The sequence below is a fragment of the Pseudomonas sp. N40(2020) genome (assembly GCF_014472415.1).
In the GTDB taxonomy this organism is placed as follows: Bacteria; Pseudomonadota; Gammaproteobacteria; order Pseudomonadales; family Pseudomonadaceae; genus Aquipseudomonas.
Genome location: NZ_JACSZV010000003.1, coordinates 80,054 through 92,860 on the forward strand (window position 1 = coordinate 80,054; position 12,807 = coordinate 92,860).

The following is a 12,807-nucleotide window of genomic DNA, read 5'->3' on the forward strand; positions in this document are numbered from 1 at the left end:
TCGTCCTGCGCCGCAACACTGGGCGCAACCCGATTCAGCCCTGCGGAGAACAACAAATGCTGACGATCTACTCGGACGATCACCACCTGCACCATGGCCGCTGCGAATTGATCGATGGCCAGCTCAAGCCGTGCTTCGAGATGCCGTCGCGCGCCGACCATGTGCTGCAACGGGTGCAACACCAGCACCTCGGGCCGGTGGAAGCGCCGAAGGATTTCGGCCTCGAACCGATCGCCCGCATCCACAGCCGCGACTACCTGGATTTCTTCAAAGGTGCGTGGGCGCGCTGGACTGAATTCAACACCGACGGCGACTTGCTGCCCTACACCTGGCCGGCGCGCACTCTGCGTGCGATCAAGCCGACCAGCCTGCACGGCCAGCTCGGTTACTACAGCTTCGACGGCGGCGCGCCCATCACCGCCGGCACTTGGCAAGCGGCTTACAGCGCGGCGCAGGTGGCGCTGACCGCGCAAGCAGCGATCCAGAACGGCGCGCGCAGCGCCTTCGCCCTTTGCCGTCCACCGGGGCACCACGCCGCCGGCGACTTGATGGGTGGTTATTGCTACCTCAACAACGCTGCCATTGCCGCGCAGGCGTTCCTCGATCAGGGCCATAAAAAAGTCGCAATCCTCGACGTCGACTATCACCACGGCAACGGCACGCAGTCGATTTTCTATGAGCGCAGCGACGTGTTGTTCACCTCGATTCATGGCCACCCGGAAGCGGAATTCCCGTTCTTCCTCGGCTATGACGATGAACACGGCGAAGGCGACGGTGAGGGTTTCAACTTCAACTATCCGCTGCCGGCCGGCTCTGGCTGGGATGCATGGAGCGCAGCGCTGGATCAGGCCTGTAACGAGATCGACAGCTACGGCGCCGACATCATCGTCGTGTCGCTGGGTGTCGACACCTTCAAGGATGATCCGATCTCGCAATTCAAACTCGACAGCCCGGATTATCTGGCGATGGGCAAGCGCATTGCCGCCCTTGGCAAACCGACCCTGTTCGTCATGGAGGGCGGCTACGCCGTGGAAGAAATCGGCATCAACGCGGTGAACGTCCTCGAAGGATTTGAACACCCGTAGAGAGCAACGCAACCGTAAACGACCCGCACTCGCGGGTCTTTTTTTGCCCGCAACATTTATGTACCGCACAGCGCCACAACGTGACCTCTACCTTGCCCTGATATGACGCCCTTGCGGCGCACCTCTTTCGTCAGATCAGGAATTGCTCATGCCCGAATCTTCCATACCCAGCGCCGTTGATGTAGTGACACAACTGGTGACCGGCCCTTCGTTGCGCGAAGTCGCCTCGAAAACGCTGCAACCGGCGCTCAAGACGCTGTACCCGACCCTGCACATCGATCCGCAGCAGGCCATGGTGGTGACACCGACGTGGGTCATCGAAGGCGAGCAAGTCGTGCCCGGCCGCGAGCAGATCGAATCTCTGACCGATGTTCTGGTGCGACTCGCGCTGAGCGGCACCACGGTGACGTACCTCGACGGCGAGCACTTTCTGACCTTGCAGCCCGGCCGGTCGGCAATCCAGCTGCCAGTGAAGATCGACGCCATCGGCCGCTTGCTCAATGAATTTGCCCCTTTGATGTTCGTCGCCTTCAAAGAACAACATATCGCTTACTGGGGCACCTTCATCGCCCCGGAGCGGGCGCGCTGGCAGCAAATGTCGGACGCCCTGCGCAACCTGTGGAACGTCGACGCCCGCCCGGGCTGGGATGCCGATCAGCAGGCCATGGCCCATGCCGTTTTCAAGGTCCCGGACAGGCACCAGCGCCTGGCCGATGACAAATACAAGACCCGCGCCTGCCTGATTGACCTCGACCAGGGTGACGGCGACAGCAACGAGCATCTGACCCTGCTGGACAGCGCAGTGCTGATCGGTAGCGTCGATGAGCGCACGATAATCCTGACCTATTCAGTGATCCATGGTTTCCAGACTTTCGACTCTCTGGATGAACTCGGCGACGCATTGCCGCGCAAATTCTGGCAAAGAGCCTCCAGCACCCCGTTCAAGTGGCGGTTACTGGAACCGGAAGGCAATTTTTTCGACCACCAGGCCTGCACACTGATCGCCTTGGAAGGCGACGCCCTCGGGGAGATCAATTTCTTTGAGAGCTCGACGCCCGATCAGCTCTACCCTCACACCGGCAAACCCCGGCAACCGCCGCCGAACCTCAAGCCCCATATCGATCGTATGCGTCCGATACTGCCAGTCTGGCTGGACGACGCCGCGCCCGCGGACCAGGCCGCTTACAGTCGTTATCTGTTGGACCTGACGGTGTTGCAGCATTCGAACAAGGGCAAGTCGTTTCAGGAGCAGGTTGCCAGCCTGCAGACCTTTACTCGCGATGCCCTGAGCCGACAGATGCTCAAGGATCACCCGACAGCAACAGATCTGAAGATCGACAAGATCGAACTCAGCATTGCCAGCCTGGAGGTGTGGGGCACGTTCGTCCTGCCGGGCAATATTCAGATCAAAAGCCTGTCGCTGATCGAGCTCGCCCTGCAAAACCTCGCGGGCCTGCCACTGGGCAATAAAACCGTGCGCTACAAGGACGACAGTGCCCTGCCGGACTGGATGACCGTGACGTAACTCGAACAACTGGTCAGCAGCGTCGATATTGGCAAAACCTACCCCGCACATTTGAAAAAGCTGCTGGTGGACGATGCGGTGCACGCGGCGGCCTTGCAGAGGTTGTACACCCACCAGTTATCCCTCGAGCTGCCGCTTCTGGCGTTGCAACACAAGATCCGTGGCAATGCCGGTATCAACGAACTCGGTTACCGGTATGTGGTTGCCGCCCTGAACAGCCGTGCCGAGGCGCGTCAGGTCGATGGGCAGGAGATCGTCATCCGGCCGCTTGCGTTCGCTGCCCACCGCAGCGGTTCAGAGACCGACACCGTGACCAACATGTACGTCATCGGCCCGCGCGACGCGGACAAAGGCCCCTGCGTGCTTTATAGACCGCTGTTCCAAATGGCACTGATTCAGTACCCCAGCCACGCCAACCTGCTGTATGCGATCCAGCATTCCCGGCAACTGCGTGAATCGGTTCTGGCCTGGTTGCCGGACGATGTGCGATTCAACTACAGCCAGTTCGTGTTCACCGCCAAACTGCCGTCGGTGTGGACGATTCCGCAACTGTTGGTCAACCCGCTCACCGCCCTCGACATGTCCGGCCCTGTCACACTCGGCACTGCAGTGATCGAAGGCGATATCCTGGCGACACTGCACACCTCCAACGTTCAGGCAGTCATCACCCAGGCCGATCGCCAGTCCGTCTCCAATGCTGAAGCACGCTGGGCCAGCCTCAAGCGCGGCGGCTGGATGCTATTCAATGCGGCATTACCGTTTCTGGGCCGCAGTGTTGGTACGGCGGCATGGATATGGCAAATCATGGACGACTTGCAGGAGATCAGCGACGTCGCCAATCAAGAGTCCGGCAAGGTTGCCTGGACGGCGGTGGCGGATATTTTCCTTGCGCTGGGCATGGTGCTCGCTCATCGCGCAGCGGTCGGTGACAGGGCGCCAGCCGAATCGATTGATGTGCTACCCGAGGACGAGCCGCCAGCAACAACCCCACAACCCGCAAAGATCAAACCGCTTCAATTGCCCGATATCTCCACCACCGAGTTACCCGCCACTCACGAGTCCTCCGTCAACGCTGTCGCCGCGCTGCTGCGCTCACCCGTTGTGCTCGAATCTCTGCTCGACGGTTTCAATCTCACCAAACCCGAAGGGCTCGGTGAGGCGGCCAGTACAGGTCAGCATCAGCACCTCTTTGCACAAAAGGGCAAATGGTATGCCCCCGTTGGCAAACGCTGGTTTGAAGTGGCGATCAATGACAACGACGACGTGCAGATCATCGACTCGCGCCAGCAGCCAACACGCAGCGGACCATTGCTCAGCCGGGTTGGTGATAGATGGGTAGTCGATGTGCGTTTGCGCCTGCGCGGAGGCGGACTGCGCAATCGCCGCAAGGAAGCCAAGAGCAAAAGCGACAAGCAAGCCAAAAAACTGAAAGCCGACCTCGAGGCCTTCGACCTGACCATGGGGAATAAGCAAACCCGACTCGACGAAGCCCACAATGCAATGCTCGATGCCCAGCCGGAAAGTCTCGAGGCGGCACGCCAAGAGTATCTGGATACCCTCGATTCGCAACGCAAGGAATACGACGCGAACATCGAGAAAATCAAGGCATTGAACCTCGCACAAAGCATTCCCAACTACCGCACCACCATGATCCAGCGCCTGGAAATGCAGTTGTTTCTCGGCCAGGAGTGGCTCAGTCAGCATGACATCAACTATAAAACCAATGTGGCTGCGACAAGGGCAATGATTGCTGACACCCATGTTGAACAGCAGATCTTTGCCCAGGCCTGTGAACGTATGACCGATCAGACCCAGAGCATCATCGAAAAGATCGAGTCCGCCCAGAGCCGCTTCCAGGAACTCGAACTGCTCGGCAAAGACGCCGTGGAAACACTTGCCCTGTATCGAAGGGCACTGCCGACTTACGATCTGAATGACCTCAAGCTGCTACAGATCAGCCTCGGACAGGAGATCTGCCTCAAACCCGGAGAAACAGCGGCCCGTGCAGATGCCTTCCAGACACTGGAAACGCTCATCGAAGATGCTGCGCTGAATATTCAGAGTTCGCTGAATCTGACCGCCGACGAAGGCCTCAGCAACCTGCGTGAACGGATCGATGCCTTGAGCAATGTCTCGGAGCAGTTTGCCGCCGTGGACCAGCGCTTTGCCGACTTCGCCGCAGAATTTCCCGATCAGATTCAGACGGCTCGACTGGGGCATCTACGCACTCGAGTGATCGAGTTCAAGGCACGGACGGATGTACGGCTGGCCGACCTGTTGCGTAACAAACATTTACTCGAACCTGTACCCGGCCCATCGAGACCACCTTCCGCCGCGACATCCACGCGAAAAATCATCAAGACCAAATTCAAGGGCACGCTGGTCGGCGAGCGGAAAAAAAGCATTGATGGTCAAGACACCGATCTGGTGGAAGTACGAAGCGAACTGACCGGCGTGATCGCGACGTTTCATGAGAAGTCGCCCGGGGAATGGGTCGAACACGGCACGACACCAGTGCCACCTGCCGTGGCCAGGCCGAATCTTAAAAAAAGCATTGAGGCGGGGCAGGCCTTGATCGATGGCCTGCCTGCGTTCGAACAGCGTACCGAGGCTCGCATCAAACGCGGTCAACGAATCCCGGTCGAGATTGAGGAGGAATACCATAATCACGCGGCCCGTTTGCGCAAGGCAAACGCAGCGATCGATGAGGCATTGACGGCGAGCAATCTCACCGCCGGCTCGTCACCCGGGACGGAAGCCCTGGGTCACGCCCTCAGCGATGCCGCGACCCGCCTTTACGAAACAGGCACCCGGACTCGCATCAAAATGATCAAACAACAACCACCCACGGCAGCAGGTGTTGAGTGGCTGAAAAGCAAAGGTGAAGTAAGCATCTCTAAAACCGTTACTCGGCGCAGACTCAAAAGTCGCGCCGATGATTTTCTCGACGAATACGAAGTGCGCGATATCAAAACCAAAAAGGTGTTGTGTTACGCGCACTTTCACTACACCAGCATCAGCGCCCCGGACGTTCCGTTCGAAGCCGGACATATGAAAACCGTCGCACAACGCCGCCTCGGTGGCGCCTACGAACTGCGCGGCCTCAACAATCAGCAAGTGATTGAAATTCATCGCAGCGAAATTCTTTCAAGTCAGTTGGCCGAGACTGTGTTCTTCACGCCCGCCAAGCCTGTTGTAACCGAGCCAGCGCCGCTTTGATCGCCGGCTCCGGCACAGCGGCAAAGCCCAGAACCAGACCGGCGCGCTGCTCAGGGGCGGTCAGGGAATCGGGAAGCCAGTAATGGCTCAGGCCGTTGATTTCCACATCGACGGCGGCGGCTTGCTCGATCAACTGCTGCTCGCGCTCGATGCTGTCCACAGCCACCGTCAGGTGCAACCCGGCAGACACCGCCGGCAGCTTGCCGACACCGGCGATGGCCGTCGGCCAACCGTCGAGCAGGGTATTGCGACGACTCAGCGCGGCCCGGCGCATCCGGCGGATATGCCGCTGGAAATGCCCGGCCGCCATAAATTCGGCCATCACCGCTTGCGTGCTCACCTCGGAATGCCGGACGTCCACCGCCCGGCGTTGCGAAAACGCTTCCACCAGCCCCGGTGGCAGCACCAGATAACCGAGGCGCAACGCCGGGAACGCGACTTTGCCAAAGGTGCCGACATACAACACGCGCCCCTGACGATCGAGCGCCGCCAACGGAGCCAATGGCGCGCCGGTGTAGCGGTACTCGCCGTCGTAGTCATCCTCGATGATCCAGCCTTGGGTGCGTTCGGCCCAGGCCAGCAGCTCAAGACGCCGCGCAAGGCTCATCACCACGCCCGTCGGGTATTGATGGGACGGCGTTACATAAGCCACGCGGCAATCAGTGGCCGCCGACAATGCCGAGCAATCCATACCCTCTTCATCCACAGCAATCCCGCGCAAGCGGCCACCCGCCACAGCGAACGCATGACCGGCCGCGCGGTACCCCGGATTTTCGATGCCAACACCGTCGCCCGGCTCCACCAGCAGCTGTGCACAAAGGCTAATGCCTTGCTGCGCGCCACTGGTGATCACAATTTGCTCAGCCGAGCACTGCATGCCGCGCGAACTGCGCAAATAAGCGGCGATCAGCCCGCGCAGGCGCGCGTCGCCAGCCGGGTCGCCGTAACAGAGCTGCTGAAGATCCGGTTTACGCCAGAAAGCCGCGTTGAGCTTGGCCCAGACGTCAAACGGGAACAGATCGAAGGCCGGCACACCGACGCGAAATGCCCGTGGCGGACCACTGGGAGGTTTGGATAAATGGTTGTTTTTCACCCGACTCAGCGGATCGTTGTGGATAACTTTACTGGATGGATCAACAGGCAAATCCAGCCAATTTGTGGATAAGGTTGTGGGTAAGCCTGTTGAAAACCCTGTGGATATTTTTGTGGATAGTTTTTTCGCCGAGAGTTGTTCACCGGGCAATTGCGCCACGTAAGTGCCATCGCCCACCCGCCCCTCAATGAAGCCTTCGGCGTAGAGCTGATCGTAAGCGCGAACCACGCTGTTGCGTGAAATCGCCAGTGCCGCCGCCAGATCACGGCTGGCCGGCAGCCGCGTGCCACTGCTCAATCGACCGTCGAGTACGCGCAGGCGCAACGCTTGATAGAGCTGGCGGCTCAAGCCCTGGCGACGGTCGAGTTCAATACCGGCCGGGTTGAAGGAAAGCGACAGCGTGCTCGAATCGGGCATGGCAATGGACCTATGAAATTGGTCATCAATGGCTCTTACAACAGACCAATAGCCTGCCTACGATGCTGGCATTCGCCAAGGAAAATATCTCCATGTACACGCCACGCGCCTTTGCCATCGACGAGTTGTCGCAGCTCCACGAACTGATCCTCGCCACCCGCCTCGCCATTCTGGTGACCCACGGCGAAAACGGTCTGCAAGCCAGCCATGTGCCGGTGCTGCTGCATTGCGAGCAAGGCGAGAACGGCACGCTCTACGGGCACCTGGCCAAGGCCAATCCGCAGTGGAAAGACCTGCGCGACGGCGCCGAAGCGATGCTGATCTTTGCCGGCCCGGACGCCTACGTCAGCCCGGGCTTTTACCCAAGCAAAGCCGAACACGGCAAAGTGGTGCCGACCTGGAACTACGTCGCCGTCCACGCCTATGGCCACGCCGAAACCTTCAGTGATGGCGGACGCCTGCTCGACATCGTCAGCACCCTCACCGACCGCCATGAAGCCGGCCGCGCGCAACCATGGAAGGTCGACGACGCCCCCGCCGATTACATCGACGGCATGCTCAAGGCCATCGTCGGTTTCGCCATTCCCATCGACCGTCTCGAAGGCAAGCGCAAGCTCAGCCAGAACCGCAGCCCCGAGGACATTGCCGGTGTGCGCGAAGGGCTCGCGGCCAGCCCCGAGGTCAACGACCAAACCCTCGCCCAATTGATGCGTTAAGGAAAACACATGAGTCAGATCGATATCCGCCCAGTTACCGCCGGCGACCACGCTGCCTGGCTGCCGCTGTGGCAGGCTTACCTGGCCTTCTACAAAGGCGAACTGCCGGACGCCGTCACGCACAGCACCTGGCAGCGCTTTCTCGAGCCGAGCGAGCCGACTCATGCCGCGCTCGCCTGGGCTGACGGCAAAGCGGTGGGCATGGTGCATTACATCTACCATCGCTCGAACTGGAGCATCGAAAACTCCTGCTACCTGCAAGACTTGCTGGTCGAGGAACACACTCGCGGCAGCGGCGTCGGTCGCCTGCTGATCGAACACGTCTACGCCACGGCCAAGGCCGACGGTTGCTGCAAAGTCCATTGGCTGACCCACGAAACCAACGCCACCGCGATCCAGCTCTACGAGCGCATCGCCGAGCGCCCGGGGTTCATCCAGTTTCGCAAAGCCCTTTAAGGAGAGACGCTCATGACTGCTTCACTTGCCGACTGGAAAGGCGTCCCCGCCCCGACCACCAAACTGCTCGAAGGTCGCTTCATCCGCCTGGAAAGACTCGACCCGGCGCGCCACGCCGACGAGCTGTTCAACGCCCTGCAAGGCGCCGGTGCCGACCCGAAACTCTGGGATTACTTGCCCTACGGCCCGTTCCCGGAGCGCAGCGTGTTCAATGCCTGGCTGAACAATCACGCGGCCAGCAGCGATCCGTATTTCTTCAGCGTCATCGACCGCGCGACAAATCAGGTGCAAGGCATCCTCAGCCTGATGTCGATCGTTCCGGCTCAGGGCCGCATCGAAATCGGTCACGTCACCTTCGGCGCACCGATGCAGCGCTCGCCGAAAAGCACCGAGGCGGTTTACCTGCTGGCCAAATATTCCTTTGCGCTGGGCTACCGGCGCCTCGAATGGAAATGCAATAACGGCAACGCCCGTTCCAAATACGCGGCCGAGCGTTTGGGCTTCAGCTTCGAAGGCGTGTTCCGCCAGCACATGGTGGTCAAGGGTCAGAACCGCGACACCGCGTGGTACTCGATTCTGGATGGTGAGTGGCCGGCGATTGCGGCGGGGTTTGAGCGCTGGCTGTCGGATGAAAACCAGACGCCTGATGGGCAGGTGAAGGGGTTGGTCGAGTGCCGTTCTTAACCTTTTAAAAGCAAAAGATCGTCCGAACGCGGCCCGAGCCTTCGGCAGCTCCTACACAAGGCAAATGTAGGAGCAGCCGCAGGCGGCGATCTTTTGATCTTTAACTGATATCTCGCCGAATCCGCACAACGCCCATCTTCATCCCAAACGGACGAAACACGGCGTTCAGCGACTTCAGCGTCTGATTACCTTCACCATGTTCGATGTGCACCAAGGTACGAACCGAAATTTTGCACATTTTCGCGAATTGGGTCTGATGCAAACCCGTCACTTCAATACGCAAGCGGCGAACGGCTTCACCGATCTCAAGCGTTTCCTGCGCCAGCCCCTCTTTTATGTTTTCAATAAGCACAGTGCGTTCGGCAACGGTCAGGCTCATTTCAGATCCCACCCTTTCAATCGCTGTTCCAGATTTTTCAATGCAATGCCTGGGTGATTCATGGTTCGGTCCGGCAGACCGCTCTCGGTCAAAATATCGGGAAGGGCCGCGAGGCGTTGTGCGTCCTGACGCAGGCGCTCGAATGAATCCGGCGCGCCAGCCAAAGCAGCCAAGGGGTCATCCGGATCAGCAATATCAGCCAATGCGCGACAAACTCCTCGCCAATCGACATCACCGGCCCTTTCCAACGCTTTCGGCCACTTAGTCGTCCGGGTAACGCCTTCATCGTCCATGACCATCGGCGCCAGGTCATAAATTGGCGCGAGTCGAAACGAACTTGCCTCACGAATGATCGCAGTATTGCGGCCATGGTTATCCGAGTTGCCGAGAATTTTGTTGATCAGATCCCGACGCAAGTAATCCGCTACCAGATCAGGAATCTGATCCGCTTGCCCTGCCTCACGCCACAGGCCGGCAAGCATACGAATCACGTCCAAATGGTCCATCGCGCTGCCTGGCGTTGTCACGTTAGCCAGCGAATAAATCGATTCGACTGCGTAACGCTCAACACCTTGAGCGGTTACCCGACGATCAAAACGCTGCATCCACAAGCTGGGTTTGGTCGCCTCTTCCAGTGCCAGCCCCTGTGATGCGACCGTTTCGATGCCTAACGTCTGAAGGGCTCTGTAGTAGTGGAACTCACTTCGCAAGATGTCCTGATCGGTCTGGTTGCCTTTGTTGCGGGCAAACTTCACAAACCAGTGTTGACTGACCTCTGAATCCTCAAGGACTGCATCGGGGAACAGGAGACCCGCCTTGTTCTCTGCCAACAAAAGCTTCGGTGCTTCCCCCCCCGCCCCCGTTGCACCACCAATGGCTGCACCCAGTTCATAGGCGTACTCGAGAAACCGGTTGTCACGCAGGATCACGTCCTGACGCTGAAATCCAATGGGCTCTCGCTCATCCACAGATTCGGCAGACTCCTTTATCCGCATGTTGCCGATGGGTGCCGCTGTACTTCGACCCAACAGATAAAGATCGGCGCTGATGCCTGCAGGTTTTTCTTGCCCCACGCGAGCAAGAAGAAAACGTTTCGCTGCACCGGCAGGAGCGATGTCATGGATGAAGGCTGGCACAGCGGATCGCCGGCTATCCCATTCCAATGGGAACCGTACACTCACAGCTTTTGAGAACGGCGAACCGAAGGAATCTAAGTTATCGACGAGATAAGTGGTTTGATAACCGAAATGGCAGCGACTTTCGAAACCCTTTTCGGGGTTAGCGAAACTCAGAATCATCGCGTCATGCCAATGCCCAGCCGTGAATATCTGTAATGTCAGGTCGTACATACGCTTTGCACCTGCATTTAAATGCACTTTAGCGAAGAGTTTTCAGTAATAACTGCAATATAGTGCATATTTCATCGAGAGCCACGCATACATCTGCAACAAAATGCAGAAAAGCATCAACAACGTATTTCCCAGCCAATGTGCTGGCAGCACATACGCATGCGCCGCCAGCACGTTGATCACTCCGTTGGCACTAACCTGTCCAGCACCCGATTGACCGCCAGCTCTGCCAGCATCACCACCTGCGCGATGCCTTGCAGGGTTTTGCGGTGGGTACCTTCAACCTGCGCGATATGGTTGTTGATCATGACGGTGGCCGAGCCAAGGGTTTCACTGGCATCTACCAGCAGGGACTCGTTGTCGGCCTCGGGGCTTGCCATGTAGAGCGTGTTGGGTTTGTAAGGCGCGGCCATGATGTCGGCCGCCGATGGGCCGAGATAGTGGTCGAGGGCGCGCTCGGCGGCTTCGTGGAATTTCTTTGAATCGGACGATTCGTAGGGGGATGCCGGGTCTGTCGTCGGCGGGTTTGGCGTTGGTTTGAACATGGTGACTAACCTCTGTGAGGCCGCCATCTTTTCGCCGCTAAGCGAAAGGGTGGCGGCTGTGCGCAAGTTAGCGGACCGGTAGTCACCAAAAACCCGGTGCACCCGAAGGTGCCATGCGCACAGCCACCATCAAGTGCAGGCGAATGCCTGACTGGATAGATATGTGCAACCGTAGTGACTAGCCGGGCCGCTAAGCCCGATCACTGGAAATCAGTGATGCAAACCAAGTTACGCAGCCAGCCAAAGGCGCACAAGCCGGCGGATTCTGGTGCATGCGTAGGCAGCGGCGCAAGGTTTTGTAGGTCGCAAGACGTAAAGCCAACAGGCTTTAAACAAGAGCGACGCCAGAGGTTTACTGCACAAGAAAAATTGGCGATTTATCTGTCGTATCAGGCCTCTTCTCTTAACCGAGTTTCTGCGCCATCACCGCAATGTGCTCCGGGCCGATCCCGCAGCAACCGCCCAAATGGCTGGCACCACGCTGCTGCCAATCAATCGCCCAATGTAGATAACCCGGCGGATCGAGATCTTCGCGCAACGGGTCAAGTCCGTCATTGGCCGTGGCTTCTTTAGGCTGCGGCGGAAACGCATTGGCATACGCGCCGATGTGAATCGTCACCCCCAGACGTTCGAAGGTTTCGCGCGCCGCATCAATCGCCGCGCCGATCACTTCCGGCTGGCTGCAATTGAACAGCAGCGTCTCGACGCCCAACTCGGCGGCCACTGCAGCCGCTTCGACCACCGGCTCGCCGGAACGCAAACGCGGCACTTCGTCGGTGTCTTCGTCCTTCAAGGTAAACGACAACCAGAACGGCTTGCCGTCCTGCGGCAGCCCGGCGTGGATGGCCCGCGCCTCGACGATCGAGCTCTGGGTTTCCGCCAGCCACAGGTCAACGTGCGGTGCCAGGCCCTTGACCAATGGGTTGAGCAACTCGGTCACGCGGGACGCCTCGAACAGATCCGGGCGATAGGAACCGAACAACGGCGGCAAGGAACCCGCGACCCGCACGGCTTTGCCCGAAGCTTCTACCGCACGCCGCGCCAGTTCACCGGCCAACGCCGCCAGCGCCTGCCCTTCAGCGGCGAAGCGCTCTTCGCCGATGTGGAACGGCACCACCGCGTAACTGTTGCTGGTGATCACATTGGCACCGCTGGCGATGTAGGCGGCGTGTACCGCTTCCACTGCTTGCGGCGCTTCGCTCAGCGCCAGCGCCGACCACTCTGGCTGCCGGAATGGCGCACCGGCGCGTTGCAACTCACGGCCCATGCCGCCATCGAGAATAATCGTGTTTGCTGCGCCCATATGCCTTTCACTCATAAGCTTATGAAAATAACTCAC

At 59.1% G+C, this 12,807-nt stretch carries 11 protein-coding genes; 6 read left to right on the top strand and 5 right to left on the bottom strand.

From position 1 onward, the window contains the following. Positions 1-56 precede the first annotated feature (56 nt). The 3 genes from IAI51_RS03195 (at position 57) to IAI51_RS03200 (ending at position 5,829) form a co-directional block, all read left to right on the top strand. Positions 57-1,085 (top strand): histone deacetylase family protein, encoded by a 1,029-nt coding sequence (locus IAI51_RS03195; protein ID WP_187677165.1) that lies wholly within the window; start codon positions 57-59, stop codon positions 1,083-1,085. A 148-nt stretch (positions 1,086-1,233) separates the two neighbouring features. Further along, positions 1,234-2,610 carry a hypothetical protein gene (locus tag IAI51_RS28055; protein ID WP_316249749.1) on the top strand — a complete coding sequence of 459 codons (1,377 nt, stop codon included), beginning with the start codon at positions 1,234-1,236 and terminating at the stop codon, positions 2,608-2,610. A gap of 9 nt (positions 2,611-2,619) precedes the next feature. Next, on the top strand, positions 2,620-5,829 hold the full coding sequence (locus IAI51_RS03200) for a dermonecrotic toxin domain-containing protein (RefSeq protein WP_410457993.1): 3,210 nt from the start codon (positions 2,620-2,622) through the stop codon (positions 5,827-5,829). Here the strand turns inward: IAI51_RS03200 and IAI51_RS03205 are convergent. Beyond that, a complete protein-coding gene (locus tag IAI51_RS03205; RefSeq protein ID WP_187677166.1) occupies positions 5,786-7,339 on the bottom strand; it encodes a PLP-dependent aminotransferase family protein in 1,554 nt (517 codons plus the stop codon). The two genes, IAI51_RS03200 and IAI51_RS03205, sit on opposite strands and share 44 nt — an antisense overlap. 92 nt (positions 7,340-7,431) lie before the next feature. Here IAI51_RS03205 and IAI51_RS03210 point away from each other — a divergent pair, with 92 nt between their 5' ends. From IAI51_RS03210 to IAI51_RS03220, 3 genes are read left to right on the top strand one after another with little or no spacing between them, the layout of a single operon-like run. Then, positions 7,432-8,055: an FMN-binding negative transcriptional regulator gene (locus IAI51_RS03210; RefSeq protein ID WP_187677167.1), complete on the top strand. Its 624-nt coding sequence runs from the start codon at positions 7,432-7,434 to the stop codon at positions 8,053-8,055. 9 nt (positions 8,056-8,064) lie between these two features. Then, positions 8,065-8,511, top strand: coding sequence for a GNAT family N-acetyltransferase (locus IAI51_RS03215; protein ID WP_187677168.1), 447 nt, complete (start codon positions 8,065-8,067; stop codon positions 8,509-8,511). 12 nt (positions 8,512-8,523) lie between these two features. Further along, complete coding sequence (locus tag IAI51_RS03220; RefSeq protein WP_187677169.1) at positions 8,524-9,195, top strand: GNAT family N-acetyltransferase; 672 nt, start codon at positions 8,524-8,526, stop codon at positions 9,193-9,195. Between the two features lie 100 nt (positions 9,196-9,295). On the opposite strand, the gene IAI51_RS03225 is transcribed toward IAI51_RS03220, so the two are convergent. From IAI51_RS03225 to IAI51_RS03240, 4 genes are all read right to left on the bottom strand, one after another. Next, complete coding sequence (locus IAI51_RS03225) at positions 9,296-9,574, bottom strand: helix-turn-helix domain-containing protein (protein ID WP_187677170.1); 279 nt, start codon at positions 9,572-9,574, stop codon at positions 9,296-9,298. Next, positions 9,571-10,923: a HipA domain-containing protein gene (locus IAI51_RS03230; RefSeq protein WP_187677171.1), complete on the bottom strand. Its 1,353-nt coding sequence runs from the start codon at positions 10,921-10,923 to the stop codon at positions 9,571-9,573. Before IAI51_RS03230 ends, IAI51_RS03225 begins: the two co-directional genes overlap by 4 nt. Before the next feature lie 179 nt (positions 10,924-11,102). Further along, positions 11,103-11,468, bottom strand: coding sequence for a DUF6124 family protein (locus IAI51_RS03235; protein WP_187677172.1), 366 nt, complete (start codon positions 11,466-11,468; stop codon positions 11,103-11,105). A gap of 403 nt (positions 11,469-11,871) precedes the next feature. After that, positions 11,872-12,771 carry a homocysteine S-methyltransferase family protein gene (locus tag IAI51_RS03240; protein ID WP_187677173.1) on the bottom strand — a complete coding sequence of 300 codons (900 nt, stop codon included), beginning with the start codon at positions 12,769-12,771 and terminating at the stop codon, positions 11,872-11,874. Positions 12,772-12,807: the final 36 nt, after the last annotated feature.